At 70.8% G+C, this 22,923-nt stretch carries 20 protein-coding genes and 4 tRNA genes; 13 read left to right on the top strand and 11 right to left on the bottom strand.

What is annotated here, in order from left to right; genetic code table 11:
* Positions 1-74 precede the first annotated feature (74 nt).
* Positions 75-149, bottom strand: a tRNA-Val gene (locus ABZ297_RS10075).
* Between the two features lie 451 nt (positions 150-600).
* Between ABZ297_RS10075 and ABZ297_RS10070 the strand changes: the two genes are divergently transcribed.
* Positions 601-1,017: an SsgA family sporulation/cell division regulator gene (locus ABZ297_RS10070; protein WP_020547189.1), complete on the top strand. Its 417-nt coding sequence runs from the start codon at positions 601-603 to the stop codon at positions 1,015-1,017.
* A gap of 11 nt (positions 1,018-1,028) precedes the next feature.
* Here the strand turns inward: ABZ297_RS10070 and ABZ297_RS10065 are convergent, their stop codons facing one another.
* Positions 1,029-1,679: a DUF305 domain-containing protein gene (locus ABZ297_RS10065; RefSeq protein ID WP_355342370.1), complete on the bottom strand. Its 651-nt coding sequence runs from the start codon at positions 1,677-1,679 to the stop codon at positions 1,029-1,031.
* 83 nt (positions 1,680-1,762) lie between these two features.
* On the opposite strand from ABZ297_RS10065, the gene ABZ297_RS10060 reads away from it, so the two are divergent.
* Complete coding sequence (locus ABZ297_RS10060; RefSeq protein WP_355342489.1) at positions 1,763-3,100, top strand: hypothetical protein; 1,338 nt, start codon at positions 1,763-1,765, stop codon at positions 3,098-3,100.
* Here ABZ297_RS10060 and ABZ297_RS10055 read toward each other — a convergent pair.
* The 4 genes from ABZ297_RS10055 to ABZ297_RS10040 are packed head-to-tail and all read right to left on the bottom strand — an operon-like array spanning position 3,094 to position 7,476.
* Complete coding sequence (locus ABZ297_RS10055) at positions 3,094-4,713, bottom strand: serine/threonine-protein kinase (RefSeq protein ID WP_355342368.1); 1,620 nt, start codon at positions 4,711-4,713, stop codon at positions 3,094-3,096. The genes ABZ297_RS10060 and ABZ297_RS10055 overlap by 7 nt on opposite strands.
* 38 nt (positions 4,714-4,751) lie before the next feature.
* On the bottom strand, positions 4,752-5,582 hold the full coding sequence (locus ABZ297_RS10050) for an aminotransferase class IV (protein WP_355342365.1): 831 nt from the start codon (positions 5,580-5,582) through the stop codon (positions 4,752-4,754).
* The gene (locus ABZ297_RS10045; RefSeq protein ID WP_355342362.1) at positions 5,579-6,592 is read right to left on the bottom strand and encodes a chorismate-binding protein; all 1,014 of its coding nucleotides are present in this window, start codon (positions 6,590-6,592) and stop codon (positions 5,579-5,581) included. The genes ABZ297_RS10050 and ABZ297_RS10045 overlap by 4 nt, the downstream gene beginning before the upstream one ends.
* Positions 6,559-7,476 carry a LysR family transcriptional regulator gene (locus ABZ297_RS10040; protein WP_355342359.1) on the bottom strand — a complete coding sequence of 306 codons (918 nt, stop codon included), beginning with the start codon at positions 7,474-7,476 and terminating at the stop codon, positions 6,559-6,561. Before ABZ297_RS10040 ends, ABZ297_RS10045 begins: the two co-directional genes overlap by 34 nt.
* Positions 7,477-7,533: 57 nt before the next feature.
* Here ABZ297_RS10040 and ABZ297_RS10035 point away from each other — a divergent pair, with 57 nt between their 5' ends.
* Positions 7,534-8,721, top strand: a complete 1,188-nt coding sequence (locus ABZ297_RS10035) for a Rid family hydrolase (protein WP_355342356.1) — start codon at positions 7,534-7,536, stop codon at positions 8,719-8,721.
* A gap of 2 nt (positions 8,722-8,723) precedes the next feature.
* On the opposite strand, the gene hutH is transcribed toward ABZ297_RS10035, so the two are convergent.
* Together hutH and ABZ297_RS10025 are read right to left on the bottom strand one after the other, a co-directional pair.
* On the bottom strand, positions 8,724-10,274 hold the full coding sequence (gene hutH / locus ABZ297_RS10030; protein ID WP_355342353.1) for a histidine ammonia-lyase: 1,551 nt from the start codon (positions 10,272-10,274) through the stop codon (positions 8,724-8,726).
* A gap of 15 nt (positions 10,275-10,289) precedes the next feature.
* Positions 10,290-11,003 carry a helix-turn-helix domain-containing protein gene (locus ABZ297_RS10025; protein WP_355342350.1) on the bottom strand — a complete coding sequence of 238 codons (714 nt, stop codon included), beginning with the start codon at positions 11,001-11,003 and terminating at the stop codon, positions 10,290-10,292.
* A 280-nt stretch (positions 11,004-11,283) separates the two neighbouring features.
* Here ABZ297_RS10025 and ABZ297_RS10020 point away from each other — a divergent pair.
* The 3 genes from ABZ297_RS10020 to ABZ297_RS10010 all read left to right on the top strand — a co-directional run bounded on the left by ABZ297_RS10020 (position 11,284) and on the right by ABZ297_RS10010 (position 11,519).
* A tRNA-Gly gene (locus ABZ297_RS10020) sits at positions 11,284-11,355 on the top strand.
* A 14-nt stretch (positions 11,356-11,369) separates the two neighbouring features.
* Positions 11,370-11,443 (top strand) — tRNA-Cys (locus tag ABZ297_RS10015).
* A gap of 1 nt (position 11,444) precedes the next feature.
* Positions 11,445-11,519, top strand: a tRNA-Val gene (locus ABZ297_RS10010).
* A gap of 112 nt (positions 11,520-11,631) precedes the next feature.
* Here the strand turns inward: ABZ297_RS10010 and ABZ297_RS10005 are convergent.
* Positions 11,632-11,925, bottom strand: coding sequence for a hypothetical protein (locus ABZ297_RS10005; RefSeq protein ID WP_355342347.1), 294 nt, complete (start codon positions 11,923-11,925; stop codon positions 11,632-11,634).
* A gap of 270 nt (positions 11,926-12,195) precedes the next feature.
* Between ABZ297_RS10005 and ABZ297_RS10000 the strand changes: the two genes are divergently transcribed.
* The 3 genes from ABZ297_RS10000 (at position 12,196) to ABZ297_RS09990 (ending at position 14,916) form a co-directional block, all read left to right on the top strand.
* Entirely contained in the window at positions 12,196-13,284 is a 1,089-nt protein-coding gene (locus ABZ297_RS10000; RefSeq protein ID WP_355342344.1) for an LLM class flavin-dependent oxidoreductase, read from the top strand.
* Positions 13,285-13,377: 93 nt separating this feature from the next.
* On the top strand, positions 13,378-13,980 hold the full coding sequence (locus ABZ297_RS09995; RefSeq protein ID WP_355342341.1) for an FMN reductase: 603 nt from the start codon (positions 13,378-13,380) through the stop codon (positions 13,978-13,980).
* Between the two features lie 174 nt (positions 13,981-14,154).
* Positions 14,155-14,916, top strand: a complete 762-nt coding sequence (locus ABZ297_RS09990; protein ID WP_355342338.1) for a chitosanase — start codon at positions 14,155-14,157, stop codon at positions 14,914-14,916.
* Positions 14,917-14,977: 61 nt separating this feature from the next.
* Here ABZ297_RS09990 and ABZ297_RS09985 read toward each other — a convergent pair whose 3' ends face one another.
* A complete protein-coding gene (locus ABZ297_RS09985) occupies positions 14,978-17,101 on the bottom strand; it encodes a glycogen debranching N-terminal domain-containing protein (RefSeq protein WP_355342335.1) in 2,124 nt (707 codons plus the stop codon).
* 88 nt (positions 17,102-17,189) lie between these two features.
* On the opposite strand from ABZ297_RS09985, the gene ABZ297_RS09980 reads away from it, so the two are divergent.
* Genes ABZ297_RS09980 through ABZ297_RS09965 form a run of 4 tightly spaced genes read left to right on the top strand, consistent with a single transcriptional unit; the run spans position 17,190 to position 21,351 of the window.
* Entirely contained in the window at positions 17,190-18,194 is a 1,005-nt protein-coding gene (locus tag ABZ297_RS09980; protein WP_355342332.1) for a LacI family DNA-binding transcriptional regulator, read from the top strand.
* 58 nt (positions 18,195-18,252) lie between these two features.
* Positions 18,253-19,470 carry an extracellular solute-binding protein gene (locus tag ABZ297_RS09975; protein ID WP_355342329.1) on the top strand — a complete coding sequence of 406 codons (1,218 nt, stop codon included), beginning with the start codon at positions 18,253-18,255 and terminating at the stop codon, positions 19,468-19,470.
* An 8-nt stretch (positions 19,471-19,478) separates the two neighbouring features.
* The gene (locus tag ABZ297_RS09970) at positions 19,479-20,519 is read left to right on the top strand and encodes a sugar ABC transporter permease (protein ID WP_355342326.1); all 1,041 of its coding nucleotides are present in this window, start codon (positions 19,479-19,481) and stop codon (positions 20,517-20,519) included.
* 1 nt (position 20,520) lies between these two features.
* Positions 20,521-21,351: a carbohydrate ABC transporter permease gene (locus tag ABZ297_RS09965; protein ID WP_355342323.1), complete on the top strand. Its 831-nt coding sequence runs from the start codon at positions 20,521-20,523 to the stop codon at positions 21,349-21,351.
* A 10-nt stretch (positions 21,352-21,361) separates the two neighbouring features.
* Here ABZ297_RS09965 and ABZ297_RS09960 read toward each other — a convergent pair whose 3' ends face one another.
* On the bottom strand, positions 21,362-22,777 hold the full coding sequence (locus tag ABZ297_RS09960) for an L-fucose/L-arabinose isomerase family protein (protein WP_355342320.1): 1,416 nt from the start codon (positions 22,775-22,777) through the stop codon (positions 21,362-21,364).
* Between the last annotated feature and the right edge of the window lie 146 nt (positions 22,778-22,923).

The raw sequence follows: 22,923 nt of genomic DNA, 5'->3' as shown, positions 1-22,923 counted from the left end.
GAGAGTCGCAGGGCGCGAGAAAGGTCCCGGACATGACAAGAGGCCCTCTCCCGCATGGGAGACGGCCTCTGACATGGTGGGCGATACTGGGATCGAACCAGTGACCTCTTCGGTGTGAACGAAGCGCTCTCCCGCTGAGCTAATCGCCCGCCCTGTGCGGCCCTCGCGGTGCCGACGGGGAAAACCATACCGCACTTCGGGGGGTCCTGGCGAAGCGACGATCTCCCGATCCGGGGGGTAGCGACGAAGGCCGGTGGGGAATCGGGGGGAAAGGGGGCGGTTGCCCGTCGGTGTGGCTGCTCGTTGTCATACCATCGTCGTGTCCCGGAAGGTGCCGATCGTGATCTTTAGTAGGAAACGTTCTTGGTCGGCCCGCCGAGACAGGCTCCACAACTCGCAAAACCCTTGCAAATACGACCCGATTGATGCCGTTTAGCCAGGTAGTTGCCCAAATGTCCAGCTGTGATGTGCGTTACAGAAGGGCCTTGGAGCGGAATCTTTCCTACAGGTTTCTTCGTTCCGCGTCATAGCTCAGGACGAAGTCCGTCAGAGCAGTGAAAGCCCCGTGTGGGGACCTACGACGAAAAGGTTTGGCTGACGATGAACAGCACCACCGTCTCCGCCGAGCTTGGCCTTCGGCTTGTGGTCCCCGACCGTACTACCGTCCCCCTCCTTGCCGGGCTGAGCTATACAGCCGACGACCCGTATGCCATACGCATGGCCTTCCACGTAGGGAACGACGAACCGGTCGAGTGGATCTTCGCCAGGGAACTTCTGACCGTTGGCATCGTGAGACGTGTCGGCGACGGCGACGTGCAGGTCTGGCCTGCGCGCGCCGACGGCGAGCGCACCCTCCATATCAGCCTGACCTCACCGTTCGGTCAGGCTCTCTTCGAGGTGCCGCTGGCCCCGCTGACGGAGTTCCTGCACCGGACGTACGAGAAGGTGCCGGCCGGTCGCGAGACCGACTTCATGGATCTGGACGCCGAGCTCACCAACATGCTCTGGCCGTCCTGAACCAGCGCGTGTCACCCCGGCAGTGAGTCCAGGGTGGCGCGCATTCTGCTGATCTCGATGCTCTGGCCCGAGTAGACGTCCTTCGCCATCAGGCGCATGCGCTGGTCCTGGCCTGCCTTGAGTTCCTCGCCCGCCATCCGCACCGCTCCCCCGTGGTGCCTGATCATCAGGGTGAGGAACAGCCGGTCGAACGCGGCGCCCCTCGCCGCGCCCAGCTGGTTCAGCTCCTGCTCGTCGGCCATGCCGTCGCCCGTCTGGGCGTGGGCGTGACCGGCCGGCGCTGAGCGGCCGAGCTCGCCCAGCCAGTCGGTCATCAGCTTGATCTCCGGCTGCTGGGCCACGGCGATCTGTTCGGCATAGCGCCTGATCTCCGCATTTGTGGTGCGATCCTTGACCATGCCGGTCATTTCCAGCGCCTGCCGGTGGTGCGGGATCATGGCTTCGGCGAACCGGACGTCGGCCGCCACCGGCCCCGGCGGCTGTTCCCCCACCCGCTCCCCCGGGGTGGCCGTCCTGGCCGAAGTGCCCGGACCCTGTGGGACGATCACTGGTGCGCCGGTGCCCACGGCCTGTGGCTGCTCGGGTTCCTCGGCGCAGCCCGCGAGGGCCAGCGACGCCAGAAGGGCGACCAAGAACACGCGCGCCGGACTCTTCGCTGACATAGCTTCCATACTGAGTCAAAACGATACGGGGGACACGCGTGAACGCTGCCAAACTCGGAGGGGCGGTGGCATGCGTGTTGCTCATGCTCGTGTCCGCGTGCGCCGTCACGGCACCGAGAGCCGGGACGTCCGAACCCGGGAAGGGCACGGCGGAGCCGGGCCTGGCGGCCACCCCGGGAGCCGCAGGGAACGTCATGACGAGCGCCAACGTGACTCAGGTCGCCCACGTGCCCCGCGCAGCCCCGCTGGCCGGGGAGATGAACTGGAACACCGACCTGGCCTTCCAGGGCGACTACGCGTTCGTCGGCAACTTCGGCGGCTTCGCGATCTACGACATCAGCGACCCGACCAAGCCCAAGACGGTCAGCCAGGTGGCCTGCCCGGCCCAGCAGAACGACGTCTCCGTCTACGGCGACCTGCTGATCCTCTCGATCGACGAGCCGCGAAGCGACGAGACCTGCACGTCCACGACGAAGGAGCGGGTCTGGGAGGGCCTGCGGATCTTCGACATCAGCGACAAGACGAGCCCCAAGTACGTCGCGGCCGTCGCCACCGACTGCGGGTCGCACACGCACACGATGGTGCCGGACGGGGGGCCCGACGGCGAGAACCTCTACGTCTACGTCTCCTCCCCCGGCCCCGAGCCGGATTCGGTGACCTGCCCGCCGCCGCACGAGCTCCTGCAGATCGTGGAGATCCCCACCAAGAACCCCAAGGCGGCGAAGGTCGTGGCCAAGCCTCCGCTGATGGCGGATCGCCCGCAGCAGGGCACCGGCTGCCACGACATCACCGCCTTCCCCGAGAAGCACCTCGCCGCCGCCGCCTGCTTCGGCGACGGCTTCCTGCTCGACATCTCCGACCCGGTCAACCCCAAGGTGCTGCAACAGGTCCGCGACACGGAGAACTTCCAGATCTGGCACTCCGCCACGTTCAACAACGACGCCACCAAGGTCGTCTTCAGCGACGAGCTGGGCGGCGGCTCGGCCCCGACCTGCGACCGCAGGACACCCCCGACCAAGGGCGCCGACGCGATCTACGACCTGGTCGACGACCGGCTGGAGCTCCGGGGCTACTTCAAGATCCCGCGCGAGCAGCAGGAGAAGGAGAACTGCGTCGCCCACAACGGCTCGCTGATCCCGGTCAAGGGCAAGGACGTCATGGTCCAGTCGTGGTACCAGGGCGGCGTGTCGATCTGGGACTTCACCGACTCCAGCAACCCCAGAGAGATCGGCTACTTCGACCGCGGGCCGTTCACGGGCGGCGCGGCGGGCTCGTGGTCGGCGTACTACTACAACGGCTACATCTACTCCAGCGACATGCGCGAGGGCCTGGACGTGATCAGGATCGACGACCCGCTGACCGACCCGGCCAAGCAGGTCAAGATGGACGACTTCAACGTCCAGACCCAGAAGACCTACTGAGGCGCGGTGATCGTCCCTGACCGCCAGTGGCTGTAGCGGGTCTCCCAGGTGGAGCTCAGCATGTCGCCCTGGATCGGATACCTCCAGACGAGCAGGTACGACACGGGGCGGTCCTGGGAGTCCAGCTCGACCTTCCAGTTCAGGGTCGTCTTCGCCAGCTCCTTCTGCGTCCAGCCGCCGGCGATCTCCATGAGGATGTCCTGCAGGGTCTGCGGAGTCGTCACGGTGTCGAGCGAGCCGGTGTAGACGCGTCCCGAGCGGCGCACGGCGGGCGTCAGCGCGACCAGTTCGGTGATCACCGCGACCGAGGCCATCATCTCGATGAGCCGGACGTGGGTCACGATCTCGGACGGATCGCGCTCCTTCGTCTTGCGGCCGTTGATGTAGATGCCGTAGTCGGCGCCCTGGCGGATGACGACGGCGCTGACCCGCTTGTCGCCGGTGGCGGGCGTGAGAACGGACAGTTCGTAGCTCACCGCGTTCGCCCCGGACCCCGCGCCGAGGTCGTAGACGAGCCTCCCCTTGGCGTCGGCGTGGAAGTCGCTCTGCGACAGCCCTCCCTCGTAGGTGAGGTCGGCCATCGGCGTGGCGCCGAGCGCCGCCTGTAACGCCGCCATGAGCGCGCGCGGCTCCGCCGCCGGACCTGAGGGGGACGCGGTCACCGCCGCCGGGCTTCCCGAGGCAACCGGCGACGCGCTCGTGCCCGCGGCGGCCCTCCACCACAGCAGCACCCCGCTCGTCGCCGCGGCGGCCAACACGGCCCCGGCCCCGATCAGCACGCCCCTGCGCGACACCCGGGGCAGGCCCGCCTCCACGGTGCTCAGGTCCAGCTCGGCCGTCCCGTGTTCGCCGACCAGTTCGAGGAGCACGTCGCGGGCGGTGGGCCGGACGGCAGGGTCCTTGGCCAGGCAGCGCGCGACCAGCCCGCGCAGCGGCGGGGTGAGGTCGCCCAGGTCGGGCTCGGCCTGCAGGATCCGGTAGGCCACCGCGGCGATGCTGTCGCCGCGGAACGGCGGGCGCCCGGACGCGGCGAACACCATCGTCGAACCCCACGCGAACATGTCGGCGGGCGCGCCCACCGGCCCGTCGCCGAACTGTTCCGGGGCCATGTACCGGGGCGTGCCGGCCAGTTCGCTGTGGGAGGCGGTGAGCCCCGACAGCCGGGCGATGCCGAAGTCGATGACGCGCGGCCCGTCGGGCGCCATCAGCACGTTGGCGGGCTTGAAATCCCGGTGCACCACGCCGGCCCGGTGGATGGCGGTCAGGGCGGTGGCCGTGCCGATGGCCAGCCGGATCAGCGCCGCGCCGCCCAGCGGGCCGACCGCCGCCAGCGACGGGCCGTCGATGTACTCGCTGACCACGTAGGGCGGGTCGTGGTCGAGGTCGGCGGCGATCACGCGGGCGGTGCAGAACTCGGCGACCTGGCGGGCGGCGGCCAGCTCGCGGTCGAAGGACCGGTCGAGGTCGCCCGTCATGACCTTGATGGCCACGCGCTCACCGCCTGGGGTCTGCGCGAGGTAGACCACGCCCTGCCCGCCCTGGCCGAGCCTGCCCACGACGGTGTGCTCGCCTAGCCGCTCGGGATCGCCCGAGCGGAGCGCGCCGACAGCCACGTACGCCTCACAAGATCCGCTTGTGAGGCAAGGTTATATCAGGGGTTCAGGTCGGCCGCGGCACGCTCGGCGAAGACACGCATGGCCTTGGCGGTGATCGGGCCTGGGGCGACCGGCAGCTCGGTCTGGTCGACGAGCTTGATCGGCTGGATGTCGCGGGTGGTGGACGTGAGGAACGCCTCTTCGGCCTCGTACAGGGCCGACAGCGGCACGTCGACCTCGTCGCCGCCGCACCACTCCAGGACGAGCGCCCTGGTGACGCCCGCCAGCGGCCCGGCCTCCAGCGTCGGGGTGAGCAGGCGGCCGTCGCGGACGATGAAGATGTTGGAGCCGGTGCCCTCGCACAGGTTGCCCGCGAGGTTGCCGAAGATCGCCTCGCCGCCGCCGCGCGCCTTGGCGTAGGCGAGCGCCTTGGCGTTGTCGCCGTACGAGGTGCTCTTGACGCCCGACAGCGCGCCGCGCTCGTTGCGCGGCCAGGGGACGACGGTGACGTTCGCGGTGCCGGGGAACGGCTTCTGCTCGTCGACGATCACGACGGAGGTGGTGCCCTGGTTCCCGCGGTCGGAGCCGAGGGGGCCCGGGCCGCTGGTGTAGGTGATGCGGATGCGGCCGAGCGACCAGTCAGGGGCGACCGCCAGGCACTTGGCGACACCTTCTGCGATGGCGTCGACGTCGGGCTCGGGCAGGTCCATGCGCTGGGCCGACAGCTTGAGCCGGTCGAGGTGGCGGGTGAGCGCGAACGACTCGCCGTTCACGATCTTGATCGTCTCGAACACGCCGTCGCCGACCATCAGCCCGTGGTCGAACACCGAGACGGTGGCCATCGACGGGTCGATCAGTTCCCCGTTGACCCAGACAGGGATGTTCATGTGTCTCCTCCTGTGGATGCCAGTGCGATGAGTCTGGACGCCTTCAACTCGGTCTCGAGCCACTCCCGCCCGGGGTCACTCCCCCAGGTGATGCCCGCGCCCGTGCCGAACCGGATCTCACCGGCGGAGATCCAGAACGTGCGGATGCCCACGGCCAGCGCCGCCCTGCGACGGTCGGCGTCGACCCAGCCCACAGCCCCACAGTACGGCCCCCGGGGCACCGGTTCGAGCTCATTGATGATGCGCAGCGCTGACGACTTGGGCGCGCCGGTGACGGAGCCGGGCGGAAACGTCGCCGCGAACAGCTCCGGCCAGCCGTTGCCCGGTTCGAGCCTGGCCCGGACCGTCGAGACGAGGTGGACCAGCCCGGGATGCTCCTCGACCGCGCACAGCGACGGCACCTCGACGGACCCGACGGCCGCGACCCTGCCGAGGTCGTTGCGGACCAGGTCCACGATCATGACGTTCTCGGCGTAGTCCTTCTCCAGCAGGTCGCCGGCGGTCACGCCGGTGCCCTTGATCGGCCTGGACTCCACGACGTCGCCGTCGCGTGACAGGTACAGCTCGGGCGAGGCCGACACCACGCTGAGGCCGGGCACGTGGATGACGGCGGCGTGCGGCGCCGGGTTGCCGGCCGCGAGCCTGGCGGCCAGCGCGAGAGGGTCGGCGTCGTGCGCCACGGGCGCGCTCAGCACGCGGCACAGGTTCGCCTGGTAGACCTCGCCCTGCTCGATGTAGTCGCGGATGGCCCGCACACCGTGCTCGTAGGCGTCACGGTCGAGCGAGCTGCGCCACTGGCCGGGGTGCGGCCCGCGCCAGGCGGCGGCCGGACGGGGCAGCGGAGCCGGCCGTACGCGGTCGAAGCGGGCGCACGTCACCTTGCCCTCGTAGTCGACCACCACCGCCCACCAGCCTTCGCCGTCGAGGGCGGCGAGATCGGTCGTCAGATCGCGCACCCCCGTGGCGAGGACGTGACCTATGTGGGCGAAACCGTCGTACACGTCTGCCATTCTCCCAGGAGCCGGACGAACTCGAGCGCGGCGGGAAGCGGGGTCTCCGGCAGCGCCGCGTAGACCTTCCGCGCGGGCGCGAGCCCCCGCAGCGGGCGCAGCACCAGATCGGGCGGAACGGCCCGGGCCGCCAGCTCCGGCACGAGCGTCACCCCGAGCCCGGCGGCGACGAACCCGAACTTCCCCGACCATTCGGCCACCCGGAGCCCGCTGCGCGGCGTGAACCCGGCGGCGGCGCAGGCGGTGACGAGCAGCGTCGGCCGGCCGCGCGGAGCCGCCTCGATCCACGTCTCCTCGCGCAGGTCGCGCAGGTCGACGCTGTCCGCGCCGGCCAGGCGGTGCGCGCGGGGCAGCGCGACCAGCAGCCTGTCCTCGCGCAGCGGCAGGACCTGGCCGTCCTCCGCGGGCAGCCCGGCCGGGTAGTCGCTGATCACCGCGACGTCCAGCCTGCCCGCGCGCAGCCGCTCCATCAGCCGCGGGGTGAGCCCCTCGACCAGCCGCAGCTCGACGCGGGGCCGGCGGTGCGCGAACGCCTTCAGCGTGGCGGGGACGAGGTCGACGTTGGCGGTGGCGAACGCGCCCACGCGCAGCGTGCCACCGCTGCCGCCGTGGATCGCGGCCAGTTCCTCGCCCGCCCGGTCGAGCCGGTCGAGCACGGTGACGGCGTGCCGGTGCAGCGCCGCACCCGCCGGCGTCAGCCGTACCCCTCGGGCGAGCCGCTCGAAGAGCGGCCCTCCGGCCGCGCGTTCGAGGGCGGCGACGCGCCGGGAGACGGCCGACTGGGTGTAGCCGAGCAGCTCGGCGGCGGCGGTGAAGGAGCCGCTCCTGGCGACCTCGTCGAAGAGGCGGAGCGCGCCGGTGTCGAAGGCATTCACGTCAGTCATGGCTGGTATGCAATCTAGTCGGTGGTGGAATGCCTCGCATATCGGTTCACTAAGGACATGATTGCTTTTCTCGGACAGGGACGTATGGGCGTCCCAATGGCCCGGCGGCTCGTCGAGGCCGAGCACACGATCGGGCACAAGGTCACGACGTGGCGGCGCGGCGGCGTTCCCGTGGCGGAGGCGGTTGACGGGGCGGACCTCGTCATCACCATGCTGAGCGACCCGGCGGCGGTTCGCGAGGTGCTGACGGCCGCGCTGCCCGGGCTGCGGCCCGGCGCGACGGTGGTGGAGATGTCCACGATCGGGCCGGAGGCGGTGCGCGAGCTGCGCGCGCTGCTGCCCACCTCGGTCGGGCTGGTGGACGCGCCGGTGCTGGGCAGCGTCGGCCCCGCGGCCGAGGGCACGCTGACCGTACTCGCCGGAGGGGACGTGTCGGGCTGCCGCGACGTGCTGTCGGTGTTCGGCACAGTGCGCGAACTGGGGCCGCTGGGGGCGGGCGCGGCGATGAAGCTCGCCGTGATGAGCGCGCTCGTGCCCGCGCAGGTGCTGCTCACCGAGACGTTCGCGTACGGGCAGAAGCACGGCGTCGACCGGGACGCGCTGATCGACGTGCTGTCGGGGACGCCGCTCGGCGGGCTGGCGGAGCGCCTGCGGGAACCGTCCGCGGAGACCCGTTACTCGCTGTCACTGGCGGCCAAGGACCTGGGGCTGGCCGCCTGGGACGGCGCGTCGCTGGCCACGGCCGCCAGGAAGCGCCTGCAGCAGGCCGAGGCGGCCGGGCTGGGCGGGCGCGACCTGACCGCCGTCCTGACCGCCCCCCTGACCGCCACTGCCGGGCACGTCTCTGGAGCCCCCGGACGGCGGACCGTCCCGGTCAACCCCGCGACCGTGCCCGCGACCAACGGCTTCTACTCGCACGCCGTGCGGGTCGGCGACATGCTCTACGTCTCCGGGCAGGCGGCCTTCGACGAGCAGGGGAACCTGGTCGGCGAGGGGTCGATGACGGAGCAGGCCGAGCACGTCTTCCAGTGCCTGTCACGCGTCCTGGCCGACCAGGGGGCGACGTTCGAGGACATCGCCTTCATCCGGACCTACCTCACGGACATGGACCTGCGCTTCGAGTACGGACAGGTCCGCAGGAAGTACCTGACGGGCACGCCGCCGGCGAGCACGACCGTGGAGGTGTCGAAGCTGTTCATGCCCGGCCTGCTGCTGGAGGTCGACGTGATCGCCGCCCTCCGCTGACCTCAGGCCAGCGGGCCCGTCACGGACTCGGCGGCGGCCACCACAGCACCGTCGGCCACCAGGCGGACGGCCGCCTCGATCTCCGGAGCCAGGAACCGGTCGGGGCCGGGGCCGGGGATGGTCTCCCTCAGCGCGGCCACCACGGCGGCCGTGGCGGGGGCGGGCCTGAGCGGTGCGCGCAGGTCGAGGGCGCGGGCGGCGGTGAGCACCTCGACGGCCAGCACCCTGGTCAGCCCGTCGACCGACCTGCGCAGCTTGCGGGCGGCCGACCAGCCCATCGAGACGTGGTCCTCCTGCATCGCCGAGCTGGGGATGGAGTCGACGCTCGCGGGGACGGCCAGCCGCTTCATCTCCGAGACGACGGCCGCCTGCGTGTACTGGGCGATCATGTGGCCGGAGTCCACGCCGGGGTCGTCGGCCAGGAAGGCGGGCAGGCCGTGGTTGCGGGCGACGTCCAGGAAGCGGTCGGTGCGGCGCTCGGACATCGAGGCCACGTCGGCGGCGACGATCGCCAGGAAGTCCAGCACGTAGGCGATCGGGGCGCCGTGGAAGTTGCCGTTCGACTCGACCCGGCCGTCGGCGAGGACGGCGGGGTTGTCGACGGCGCTGGCCAGCTCCCAGGTGGCGACGTTCGCGGCGTGCGCGACCGTGTCGCGCGCCGCGCCCGCCACCTGCGGGGCGCAGCGCAGCGAGTAGGCGTCCTGGACGCGGGTGCAGGCGTTGGGGTCGCGGTGGCTGGCCATGATCGGCGACTCGGCGAGGATCCGCACCATGTTCGCCGCGGCCAGGGCCTGGCCGGGCTGCGGGCGCAGCGCCTGGAGCTCGGGGGCGAACACCGCGTCGGTGCCGAGCAGCGCCTCCACGCTCATCGCGGCGCTCACGTCGGCAGTCCTGAGCAGCCTGGTCAGGTCGTCGAGGGCGAGGATGAGCATGCCCAGCATGCCGTCGGTGCCGTTGATGAGCGCGAGCCCCTCCTTGGCGGCCAGCTCGACGGGCTCGATGCCGGCCTGCTTGAGCGCCTCGGCCGCGGAGGTGAGGTTTCCGGCCCTGTCGCGTACGACGCCCTCGCCCATGAGCACCAGCGCGACGTGCGCCAGCGGCGCCAGGTCGCCCGAGCAGCCGAGGCTGCCGAACTCGTGGACGACCGGGGTGATCCCCGCGCTGATCAGCGCGGCGAGCGTCTTGGCGGTGGTCGGCCTGATGCCGGTGTGCCCGGTCGCGAGCGTGTGCAGGCGCAGCAGCATGAGCGCCCGCACGACCTCGGTCTCGATCTCGGGGCCGCTTCCGGCCGCGTGCGAGCGCACCAGCGAGCGCTGGAGCTGCGCGCGCAGCGCCGGGTCGATGTGGCGGGTGGCGAGCGCTCCGAACCCGGTGGACACGCCGTAGGCGGGCACCGGGCTCTCCGCCAGTTCGTCGACCCGCTGGCGCGCGGCCGAGATCGCGGCCATCGCGTCGTCACTGAGCTGGACGGGGGCTCCGTGACGGGCCACTCGGATGACGTCGCCGAAGGTCAACGGCTCCGGACCGACGTTCACGACTCCGTTGTCGCGCATGATGGACTCTCTCGCTTAGGTAACCGGCGTATGCGATGTTAGCTCCTTACCGGAGAACAGTGCCGCCAGCCCCTCCCTGCCCGCCTCCGTCAGGGTCACCGCACGGGGCACGGCCTCTCTCCGGTACCAGCCGCGATCGAACAGCGCGGCGGTGATCGCGGCTCCGAGCGCGCCGCCGAGGTGGGCGCGGCGCTCGGTCCAGTCCAGGCACTCGGGGGCGAAGCGCCGCCTGGCCGCGCGGGCCGCTTCGACGTCCACGCCCAGGCCGCCGAGCAGCCGCTCCCCCGCCTCGGTGACCTCCTGGCCGAGCAGGCAGCCGCCCTGCCTGAGCTGGTCGAGCAGCGCCACCCCGGCCCGTCCCGCCAGGTGGTCATAGCAGGTGCGGGCCTCCTCCAGCCGCCGCGCCTGCCGTGACTGCCGCAGCGACCGGACGGGCGGGCGGGCGCTGATCCTCGCCATCACCTCCAGGACCTCGGCGATCTCGTGCCCGGCGAGCCGGTAGTAACGGTGGCGGCCCTGCCGGACGACGTCCACGAGCCGCCCGTCGAGCAGCCTGGCCAGGTGGGCGCTGGCGGTGGCGGCGCTCACGCCCGCCATCCTCGCCAGCTCCCCGGCGGCCAGCGCCCGCCCGTCGAGCAGCGCGGTCAGCATCGCGGCCCTGGCGGGCTCGGCGATCAGCGCCGCAACGGGGGCGATGTCGGCGTCGTGCGCGAGGTGTTCCACAGCCATACCTCGACGCTAACGCACGGACACTTCGACCCGGGGCGAAGCATCGAGGGGCCAACGGGGGCCATCCGGGGGCCTCGCGTCCGCTGGCGGCCTGTCGAGGAGGCTCGGATGGCGGCGGTGAAAGGTGCGGCGCCGGTCACCGGCGCGTCCAGAGGCCTGGGGACCGTGAACGGCGGCCAAACGCTCGGCGACAGCTGATCGCCCCTCCCGATCGGCTCCGGTTTGGGGACTCGGCCAGGATTCGCTAGAGTTCTCTCGTCGCCGCAGCCGCGGCGGCGATGCGGAAGTGGCTCAGTGGTAGAGCATCACCTTGCCAAGGTGAGGGTCGCGGGTTCGAATCCCGTCTTCCGCTCGGAGCTTCGACTCGGTGGAGTGGCCGAGAGGCGAGGCAGCGGCCTGCAAAGCCGTCTACACGGGTTCAAATCCCGTCTCCACCTCCAAGGACGATTAGCTCAGCGGGAGAGCGCTTCCCTGACACGGAAGAGGTCACTGGTTCAATCCCAGTATCGTCCACCACGCGTTGACGCCCCAGCTCCCGGCTCTTGCCGGGCGTCTGGGGCTTTTTCGTCGCCTGAAGGGGCGAGTGCGGCCGGAGTACATTCCCGGCCGCACCCCGGCCCGAAGCGAACTATCGGATGAAAACGCTGGCTCCAGCTTCGACGAACGCCGCGTCACCCTGCTCGACGGCGGCGATGACGTCTCCCATGCAGTTGATGCCCTCGAAGACGAAGGCGGCCTCGTTCGTTCCGTTCAGGATGCGCACCCCGTCGAGGCTGGGGACATTGATGCAGCCGCTGGGATCTATGAACCTCCGCCCGTTGATGAACAGGACGCCGTCCGCGGCGAAGGCGGAGCCGGGGAGGGTGATGGCGAGCGTCCCGGCCGCCGACAGGGCCGCGAGTGCCATGGTGAGGCGTCGCATGATGGTTCCTCCTAGACGCTGGGCTGCCGTTCACAACCCGATCAGTCACTCAGAGTAATCAGCCGAAAACCTAAAGTCAGCGATGGTGTACGGTGCGCCTGAAACCGCCCCTGGCCGCGCCAATCCGCGCGTTGAGCGGTGAGTAGCATCTCCGGCAGAAGCGGGCCCGAGAAGGGGGGAGCCCGACCGGTCCCGGCGCCCGGAATATCTGGGAGCGACACGACGCTTAGGGCAACTGTCAAAGTTTCAACAGTCAAGGGCGGTGACTAAGTGCAGTTCGGAATCTTCAGCGTCGGCGACGTGACCATGGACCCGACCACCGGCAGGACTCCAACCGAGCACGAGCGGATCAAGGCGATGGTCCGCATCGCACTCAAGGCGGAGGAAGTCGGGCTGGACGTGTTCGCCACCGGCGAGCACCACAACCCGCCGTTCGTCCCCTCGTCGCCGACGACCTTGCTCGGCTACATCGCGGCCAGGACCGAGCGCATCACGCTCTCCACGGCCACCACGCTGATCACGACCAACGACCCGGTCAAGATCGCCGAGGACTTCGCGATGCTCCAGCACCTGGCCGACGGGCGGGTGGACCTCATGCTCGGCAGAGGTAACACCGGCCCGGTCTACCCGTGGTTCGGGCAGGACATCCGCCAGGGCATCCCGCTGGCCATCGAGAACTACGCGCTGCTGAACCGGCTCTGGCGCGAGGACGTCGTCGACTGGGAGGGCCGCTTCCGCTCGCCGCTGCAGGGGTTCACCTCGACGCCGCGCCCGCTCGACGGGGTGCCGCCGTTCGTGTGGCACGGCTCGATCCGCAGCCCGGAGATCGCCGAGCAGGCCGCCTACTACGGCGACGGCTTCTTCGCCAACAACATCTTCTGGCCGAAGGAGCACTTCATCCGGCTGATCAACCTGTATCGGCAGCGTTACGCCCACTACGGCCACGGGACGCCCGAGCAGGCCGTCGTCGGGCTGGGCGGGCAGGTGTTCATGCGCAAGAACTCCCAGGACGCCGTCCGCGAGTTCCGGCCGTACTTCGACAACGCGCCCGTGTACGGGCACGGCCCGTCCCTGGAGGAGTTCACCGAGGAGACGCCGCTCACGGTCGGCAGCCCGCAGCAGGTCATCGACAGGACCCTGCAGTTCCGCGAGTACTTCGGCGACTACCAGCGCCAGCTGTTCCTGATGGACCACGCGGGCCTGCCGCTGAAGACCGTGCTGGAGCAGCTCGACATCCTCGGCGAGGAGGTCGTCCCGGTGCTCCGCGCGGAGTTCGCCAAGAACCGTCCCGCCGAGGTGCCCGACGCGCCGAGCCACGCGTCGCTGCTGGCGGCCCACGCGTCCGAGCCGGCCGCCTGACCACCGGGCGGCCGCCCGGCGCGGACGCCGGCACACCCGGTGTGAACGACTGGGGGCCGCCCCAAGCCCGGCCCCCGACCGGAAGGAGATCCGATGAAACTCGTCGTCGTCACGGCGGGACTTACACAGCCGTCCTCGACCCGCCTGCTCGCCGACCGCCTCGCGGAGGCGACCGGGCGGCGGCTCGACGGCGCCGCGGACGTCCGCGTGATCGAGCTGCGCGAACTCGCCGTGGACATCGCCAACAACTTCGTGACCGGGTTCGCGAACGGCAGGCTGCGCGAGGCGATCGAGGCGGTCACCGAGGCCGACGGGCTCGTCGCGGTCACGCCGGTGTTCACCGCGTCCTACAGCGGCCTGTTCAAGTCGTTCTTCGACGTCCTGGACACCACGGCGCTGGCGGGCAAGCCCGTGCTGATCGCCGCCACCGGCGGCACGGCCAGGCACTCGCTCGCGCTGGAGCACGCGCTGCGCCCGCTCTTCGCCTACCTGCGGGCCGTGGTCGCGCCGACCGCGGTGTACGCGGCGTCGGAGGACTGGGGCGGTGGCGGCGACGCCTTCACCGACGGGTTGTCCGAGCGGATCGCGCGCGCCTCGGAGGAACTGGCCGACCTCATGCTGCGCCGGGCCCCGGCCCGCGAGCAGGCGGACGAGGTCGTCCCGTTCGAGCAGCAGCTGGCGGCCCTCCGCCCATGACAGTCCTCCTGAGAGGCCCGGCTTGGGCCCTCCGCCCGTGACGGCCACCCCAAGGGGCCCGGCCTTCTTGACACGGGGGGCCCAAATTTCACAACATCCGCCCCATCTGTTGACTCCTGTGAGTATGGTTCGTTAGGAATCTTTCCTAACGAATCCCCCTCACAGGAGAGTCACGTGCTGCAGATCGCTCTCGTCCCCCTCCTCGCCCTGAGCCTCAGCGCTCCGGTCGACCTCACCGACCCGCACAAGAAGGACATCGCGATGCAGCTGGTGTCCAGCGCGGAGAACTCCTCCCTCAACTGGAAGGCCCAGTACGGCTACATCGAGGACATCGACGACGGCCGCGGCTACACCGCCGGGATCATCGGCTTCTGCTCGGGCACCGGCGACATGCTGGAGCTCGTCCAGCTCTACACCGACCGCAAGCCCGACAACGTGCTGGCGAAGTACCTGCCCGCGCTGCGCAAGGTCAACGGCAGCGACTCCCACAAGGGCCTCGACCCCGACTTCACCAAGGACTGGAAGACCGCCGCCAAGGACCCCGCCTTCCAGCAGGCGCAGAACGACGAGCGCGACCGCGTCTACTTCAACCCCGCCGTCAGCCAGGCCAAGCAGGACGGGCTGCGCGCGCTCGGCCAGTTCGCCTACTACGACGCGATCGTCATGCACGGCCCCGGCACCGACAAGCTGAGCTTCGGCGGCATCAGGAAGAGCGCCCTGGCCAAGGCCAAGCCCCCGGCGCAGGGCGGCGACGAGACGAAGTATCTGAACGCGTTCCTGGACGCCCGCAAGGCCGCGATGAAGGCCGAGGAGGCGCACGAGGACACCAGCCGCGTCGACACCGAGCAGCGGGTCTTCCTCAAGCAGGGCAACCTCGACCTCGACCCGCCGCTGACCTGGAAGGTGTACGGCGACAGCTACACGATCAAGAAGTAGGCTGCCGCGGGAAGCTCAGGGCAGGCCGGGCCGTGCCGGTGCACGGCCCGGCGAGGTGCCGTCAGGCGGGCAGGTCCAGGGTGAGGCCGGCGGGCAGGCCCGTCAGTTCGGCCGTGCCTGAGCGGTCGACGGAGACGGTCACGTCCGCGCCCGCCACCCTGAACCCCCGGACGGTCACCGCTCCCAGTGGCGCGCCCGCCAGCGGGCGCAGCGCGACCGTGCCGTTCGGGACGTCGGGGTAGAGCCCCACCGCCACCTGAAGGAGCGTCACGGCGGCGGCGGCCGACCAGGCCTGCGGCCGGCACGCCGCCGGGTACGGCACCGCCTTGCCGACCGTCTCCCTGCTGTCGCCCCCGTGCAGTTCAGGCAGCCGGTAGTCGAACGCCTCCCCCGCCGCCAGCAGCCCGTGCGCCAGATCGCCGGCCGGGCCGCCGTGCCCGGCTCCTGCCAGGCCCGCCATGACGATGGCCGTGTCGTGGGACCAGACGGACCCGCAGTGGTACGACAGCGGGCTGAAGGCGCGGTCGTCCGTGGACATGGTCCGCAGCCCGAAGGCCCCGGACATGGCGGGCCCGCCGAGCAGCTCGGCCACCCTGGCCTCCTCCGCCGCGGACAGCAGGCCGGTGCCGAGGAGGTGCCCGATGTTGCTGGTCAGCGAGTCGACGGGACGCTTGTCGCCGTCGAGCGCGAGCGCCGGGTAGCCGCCGTCGACCCAGAAGCGGTCGCGGAAGCGGGTGGCCATGCCCGCGGCGTACTCCAGCCACCGCCCGGCCCCGTCGCGTCCGAACGCCTCCAGCAGCGCGGCGCCCTGCCGGGCGGCGGCGTAGGCGTACCCCTGGACCTCGGCCAGCGCGATCGGCGGCTCCGCCTGCCGCCCGTCGCGGAAGCGGACGGCGTCGCCGGAGTCCTTCCACCCCTGGTTGGCCAGCCCGCGGCCGGAGGTGTCGATGTACTCCAGGAAGCCGTCGCCGTCGGGGTCGGCATGCTCGCCCAGCCAGCCGAGCGCCGCTTCCAGCGCCGGAAGCAGCGGCTCGATCTCGGACTCCGGCAGCCCCCAACGCCAGGCGTCGTGCAGCAGGCTGATCCAGAGCGGGGTGGCGTCGATCGTCCCGTAGTAGGCGGCGGGCAGGTTCATCCCGTCGCTGGCGAAGTCGTGCCGCCGCAGCTCGTGCATGATCTTCCCGGGCGCCTCTCCCGAGTCGGGGTCGAACCCCTTGCCCTGCCGTTTGGCCAGCACCCGGAGGGTGCTCGCGGCCAGTTCGGTGCCGAGGGGCAGGGTCATCCGGGCGGCCCAGAGGCTGTCGCGTCCGAACAGGGTCAGGAACCAGGGCACCCCGGCCCCGAGGAACGTCTCCTCCGGGTCGCCGGTCTCGGTCAGGCGGAGGGAGCGCAGGTCCTCCAGGGAGCGTTCGGCGAGCCGCACCAGCCGCGCGTCGTCGGCCTCGACCTGCGGCACGCTCCACTCCAGCGGGCGTGCGGGCGCGGCGACCGCGGCGGCGGGGTCGTCCACGACGGCCAGCCATCGCAGCGTGACGCGCTCTCCAGGGGCCAGCGCGACCTCCCAGGTGAGCCGTCCGCCGTCGTCGGTGAGGTCCGCCACGGCGTCCGTGCCCGTCGCGCCTGTGCCCGTCGCATCTGTGCCCGTCACGAGCACGCTGATCGGGCCCGAGCTCCACGCCAGCGCGCCGTCTCCAGCCTTGGACGCCTCGGCGGGCGGGGCGGTGCGCCCGGACTTCACCACCTCGATCGGGGCGAAGTCGCAGCTCACGTCCAGCGTCACGGTGGCCGTGACCGGGACGGTGGCCGTGGAGGCGATCTCCACGCTCTCCGACAGGCGCCCGGGGGTGACCTCGCGGACGCGGTCGACCCGCACCGTGGGGTCGGCGATCCGGTCGCCGAGCCAGCGGGCCAGTGACACGAAGCGGGTGTGCCCGGCGGTCCGCGTGGCGTGGCTGACCGCCTCCGGCTCTCTGCCGTCGATCGTGAGCCTGGCCTGTGACAGCGCACGCGAGTCCGCGTGGAACAGGCCCTGCACGCCGGCGGGCCTGATCTGGCCGTCCGTGCCGCTGAGCGCGGTCGTCGGTGCCAGCACGGTGCTGACCAGGTCGTGCAGCAGCGGTTGCAGGCGATGCGTGTCGTGGTCGAGCACGAGCGGCCCCCGAATCTTGACAGGCGGAACTTGCACGGTGAATAGTGCCTAACGCTCCGTTTACTTGAACGATCCAATCCTGCCATACTGCGATTTGAACGATCAAACCGATTTAAGAGGATTTGTGGCCGAAAAGGTGACGATCGCCGATGTCGCGCGGCACGCCAGCGTGTCCCGGCAGACGGTCTCGAACGTGCTGAACACCCCTGAGATGGTGCGCGAGGAGACGCGCGATCGGGTGCTGCGCGCGGTCGAGGAGCTGGGGTACCGGGTGAACCAGGCCGCGCGCCGGATGCGCACCGGCAGGTCGCGGCTGCTCGCCGTACGGATCGAGTCCACCCAGGACGGTATGAACGTCTTCGACCGGTTCCTGCATGGGCTGACCGAGTCGGCTGCCAGGGCCGGGTACCGGGTCATCCTCTACACCGCCGACGACGACCGGTCCGAGATCGGCACCTTCGACGACCTGCTGGGGGCGTACGAGCCGGACGCGTTCGTGCTGACCAGCACCCACTTCGGCGACGTGCGCACGTCCTGGCTGGCCGAGCACGGGCTGGCGTTCGTGACCTTCGGCCGCCCGTGGGGCACCCCGGACGGCGGCGCGCACCCCTGGGTGGACGTGGACGGCGCGGCGGGCACCGCCGCCGCCACCCGCCACCTGCTCGACGCCGGCCACCGCCGGATCGGCTTCATCGGCTGGCCCGAGGGCTCCGGCGTCGGCGAGGACCGCCGGGGCGGCTGGGCCAGGACCCTGGTAGCGCGGGGCGACCGTCCGGAGCCGCTGGAGCGGCGGACCGACGGGTCGGCCTCCGGCGGGGAGGCCGCCGCGCGGGAACTGATCGCGGCCGGCGCGACCGCGCTCGTCTGCGTCAGCGACTCCGTGGCGCTCGGCGCCCTGCAGGCCGGGGACGTGCCGGTGATCGGCTTCGACGACACGCCCGTGGCGGGCGCCGTCGGGCTGACCAGCCTGAGCCAGCCGCTGGCGGAGGCCGCGGCCCGGTGCGTCGGCGTGCTGACGGCGCTTCTCGACTCCGGGCTGCCCAACTCCGGGCTTCCCGGCTCCGGCGCCTCGCGGACGCCGGAGCACGTGCTGCTCGAACCCTCTCTCGTCATCCGGCGCTCAGCGTGAGTCGGGCATGAGTCCGGCCCCGCGTCCAGCTTGAGTCCACACTGAAAGGAACACCCCGATGAAACACCTCCCCCTCGCGGCACTGAGCGTCCTGGCCCTCGCCGCCACCGCGTGCGGCAGCGGCTTCGAGGACAAGCCCTCGGCCGCCCCCCAGAGCAGCGGGCCCGTCTCGCTGCGGGTCCTCATCGCCTCCTCCGGCGACTCCGAGACCGCGGCTGTGAAGCAGGCCGCCGAGGCGTGGGCGAAGTCGAGCGGCAACCAGGCCGAGGTGACCCCGGCCCAGGACATCCACCAGCAGCTCGGCCAGGCGTTCGCGGGTGGCACCCCGCCCGACGTCTTCTACGTGGACGCGGCCCGCTTCGCCGACTACGCGAGCGTCGGAGCCCTGGAGCCGTACGCGGACAAGATCTCCAACCCGGACGACTTCTACCCCAGCCTGCGCACCACGTTCACCCGCGACGGCAAGTTCTACTGCGCTCCCAAGGACTTCTCCACGCTGGCGCTGATCGTCAACGACGACCTGTGGAAGAAGGCGGGCGCCGAGATCCCGACGACCTGGGAGCAGCTCACGTCCGCGGCCGAGAAGCTGAAGGCGAAGGGGATCACGCCGCTCGCCCTCGGCGACACCCGCGACAGGATGGGCGCGTTCATGGTCCAGGCCGGCGGCTGGATCACCAGCCCGGACGGCACGAAGGCCACCGCCGACAGCCCGGAGAACCTCCAGGCCCTGGAGTACGTGCAGAAGCTGGTCAAGGAGAAGCTGGCGCAGTCCCCGAAGCAGCTGGGCGCCGACTGGTCGGGCGCGGCGTTCGGCGAGGGCAAGGCCGCGATGACGATCGAGGGCAACTGGATCAAGGGCGCGCTCAAGGCCGACCACCCGGACCTCAAGTACTCGGTGCACGAGCTGCCCGCCGGGGCCAAGAAGGGCACGCTGTCGTTCACGAACTGCTGGGGCATCGCGGCCAAGAGCGCCAACAAGGCGGCGGCGATCAGCTTCGTCGAGGCGATGACCAAGGCTGACCAGCAGCTGACCTTCGCCAAGGCGTTCGGCGTGATGCCGTCGCGCCAGTCGGCCAAGGACGGCTACGTCAAGGAGTTCCCCGGCGACACGGCGTTCGTCAACGGCGCCGACTACGCGCAGGGGCCGGTCAACGCCGCCAAGATGGACAGCGTCCTGTCCGACTTCGACGCGCAGCTCCAGCAGCTCGCCTCGAAGGACCCGAAGACGATCCTGGCCAGGCTGCAGAAGAACACGCAGTCGGCCCTGGGCGAATAATGCGTTCGATGACGCGCCCGCGCCGGCGGGGCGGCGGCCCCGCCGCGACGCCGCGACGCGGTGGGGAGGGCCTGACGGGCTGGCTGTTCGTGGCGCCCGTGGTGGTGATCCTCGGCGTGTTCATGCTGCTGCCGATCCTGATGGCGATGTGGGTCAGCCTGACGTCGTGGAACGGGCAGGGCAGCCCGTTCAAGAGCGGCGTGCCGTTCGCCGGGCTCGACAACTACAGCCGCCTGTTCACCCGCGACGACCTGGCGCGGGAGAACTTCATGATCAGCATCAGGAACAACTTCTACTACGTGGCGCTGGTCGTCCCGTTGCAGACGGTGCTCGCGCTGGGGCTGGCGCTGGTGGTGAACAGCCGGCTGCTGAAGGGCAAGTCGTTGTTCAGGACCGCGTTCTACTTCCCGTCGGTCACCAGCTCGGTGGCGATCAGCGTGGTGTTCCTGTTCATCTTCAGCAACTCGGGCGCGGTGAACCAGCTGCTCGCGATGTTCGGCATCCAGGGGCCGCAGTGGTTCTCGGACCCGCGCGGGATCATCCACGTGCTGCTCGGGATCGACGACCCGCCGGCGGCGCTGGCCGGTGACGGGCCTTTCGGGCTGTCGTGGTGGGAGTGGCTGTCGGGGCCGAGCGTGGCGATGTGCGCGATCATCGCGCTGGTCGTCTGGACCACCTCCGGCACGTTCATGCTGATGTTCCTCGCGGCGCTGCAGGACATTCCGGTGGCGCTGGAGGAGGCCGCGACGCTGGACGGGGCGCGGCGGTGGCAGCGCTTCAGGTACGTGACGCTGCCGATGCTCAAGCCGACGATGTTCCTCGTGCTGACGCTGGGCCTGATCGGGTCGTGGCAGGTGTTCGACCAGGTCTACGTGATGAGCCAGGGCAATCCCGCCAAGACCACGCTCACTCCGGCGTTCCTGTCCTACCGGACGGCGTTCCGCGACTTCGACTACGGCGCGGGGACGGCGATCTCGTTCGTCCTGTTCCTCATCATCGTGCTGCTGACGCTCTTCCAGCGCTGGGTCATGCGGGAAAGGAGGGGCTGACGTGCGCAGACTCGCCAGCGCGTTCACCGGGTACGCGATTCTGATCTTCTTCGCCCTGGTGTTCGTCTACCCGTTCGTCATCCAGGTCGCGAACGCGTTCAAGACCGATCCTGACGCCGCAGCCAACCCGCTCTCCCCCATCCCGCATCCGGCGACGCTGGCGGGGTTCGAGCGGGTCTTCCTCGAGACGGGGTTGCCGATCTGGTTGGGCAACTCGCTGCTGATGACGGTCGTGGTGACGCTCGGGCGGGTGTTCCTGGACTCCATGGCCGGGTACGCCCTGGCCAGGCTCCGCTTCCGCGGGCGCAGGACGCTGTTCGCCGCGGTCGTCGCGGTGCTGGCGGTGCCGGGTGTGGTGCTGTTCATTCCGAAGTTCCTGGTGCTGAACCAGCTCGGCATGTACGACAGCTACCTGGCGCTGATGCTGCCGCTGATCGCGGACGCGGCCGGGGTGTTCATCATGAAGCAGTTCTTCGAGTCGATCCCGGTCTCGGTGGAGGAGGCGGCTCGGATCGACGGCGCGGGCCCGTTCCGCACGTTCTGGTCGGTGGTGCTGCCGATGGCCAGGCCGGCGCTGATCACGCTGACGATCCTGTCGTTCCAGGGGTCGTGGAACGAGTTCCCGCACACGCTGGTGGCGGTGCAGGATCCGAGCCTGTTCACCCTTCCCCGCGGGCTGGCGGACCTGGTCAGCGGGTCGCTGGGCGGAGGCACCCAGTACCCGCTGAAGCTCGGCGCGGCTCTGCTCGCGACCGTCCCGGTCGCGGTCATCTTCGTCATCTTCCAGCGCTTCTTCATCCGCGGCGCCACCGAGGGCGGCGAGAAGGGCTGATCGCCGCCGATCACACCTCGACCACCTCCACGTCCATGAGGTCGGCCACCGCGCGCAGCTCGGCGGCGCGGTGGCCGGTGCCCAGGGCCCAGTGGTGGGAGATGCCGGTGGCGCTCCAGGCGTCGGTCCACTCGCCGGGGTCGCGCCCGAAGTCCACCCGGGACGTGGTGTTGCCGATCTTGAGGTGCGGCCCCGGCACGGTCACGCCCTCCGAGACGACGAAGCCGAAGCGGCCGTCGCGCCGCTGGAGCAGCCCGAACGCCGTGACGGGGCCGTGCGTGACGTCGAACTCGACCGACACACCCCAGCCGCGCTTGCCGTGGAAGACGCCGAGGCCGCGCAGCAGCGGCCTGCGCGAGCTGATGGCCAGGTGGGCGGGGCCGTCGTGGCCCATCTCGACGTGGCCGCGCAGGAAGTCCAGCGCCTGGAGTTCGGTGAAGGAGCCGCCGCCGCCGAGCCTGTCCATGATCATCATGGCCAGCGAGGTGCGCAGCTCGTACTCGCCCGCTGCCGGGACGCCCCGCGCGGTGAGCAGCGACGAGCCGAGGATCATGCCCGCGCCCAGCCGCTCGTGGATCTCGCCGTCGAGGCCCCGGTGATAGTAGGCGAGGCTGTCGAGCCGGAAGTCGGCCACCAGCCGGTCCAGCCCGGCCGAGACCCGCGCGGCCCAGGCGAGGTCCTCGGCGACGACGGTGTCAGCCAGGTCGAACACCTCGCGCGCCAGCTCCGTCCGCTCCTTGACCTCGGTGTCGGTGACGTCCTCCACCCGGACGCGCAGGTCGTCGAACTCCAGCACCTCGACGTGCCCGCCGAAGTTGACCGGCACCAGCGTCAGGTCGGTGGAGACGTCGAGCATGCCCGGGTAGAGGTGTCCCATCAGGCCGTGCCGCCCTCTGCGCAGCGCGGCCCGCACGCCCGCCGCCTTCACCCACCTCTCGATCCGGGTCCAGGCGCGCTCGTCCTCCAGGTAGCCGGACACGGACCTGAACGGGATCCCGGCCCTGGTGAAGGTGTTGGCCATCTCCGGCAGCGGACAGGCGCCGCAGTAGGCGAGCCACTGGCCGGTGTCGAACGTGTCGTGGTCCATCGACTCCGACGGCTGCAGGTTGATCAGCAGCACCGGGGCGCCGGTGCGCTGGGCGACCGGGAGCAGCATGGTCGCGGTCATGTAGGTGGTGAGAAAGCCGACGATCAGGTCGCATCCGGCCTCGCGCAGCCGCTCCGCCGCCGCCGCGCCCTCCTGCGCGTCGGAGACGAAGCCCGCGTCCACCACTTCGCAGCCGAGGGCGCGCATCCGTTCGCTCACGCGCGCTGAGGAGCGCTGGAGCTGCGGCAGCAGGTCGGGGAACTGCGGCCAGTACGCGCCCAGCCCGCCCGCGACGAGCCCGACCCTGGTGCGTGGCGTGGTGATCCGTTCGAGCGTCATCGAAACTCCTTGAACATCGGATCCCCGCCGTCAAGGCGGGGCAACACGGGGCAACACTGGGCAACACGGTGCGTCCCGGTCCCGGGGGCGGCGCCGCCCGGGTCCGGGAATCACCTACGGGGGCCGCCGCCCCCGGTCATCGGAGT

This window comes from Nonomuraea sp. NPDC005983 (genome assembly GCF_040614375.1).
Classification (GTDB): Bacteria; Actinomycetota; Actinomycetes; order Streptosporangiales; family Streptosporangiaceae; genus Nonomuraea.
This window is presented reverse-complemented; position numbering and strand designations above follow the sequence as displayed.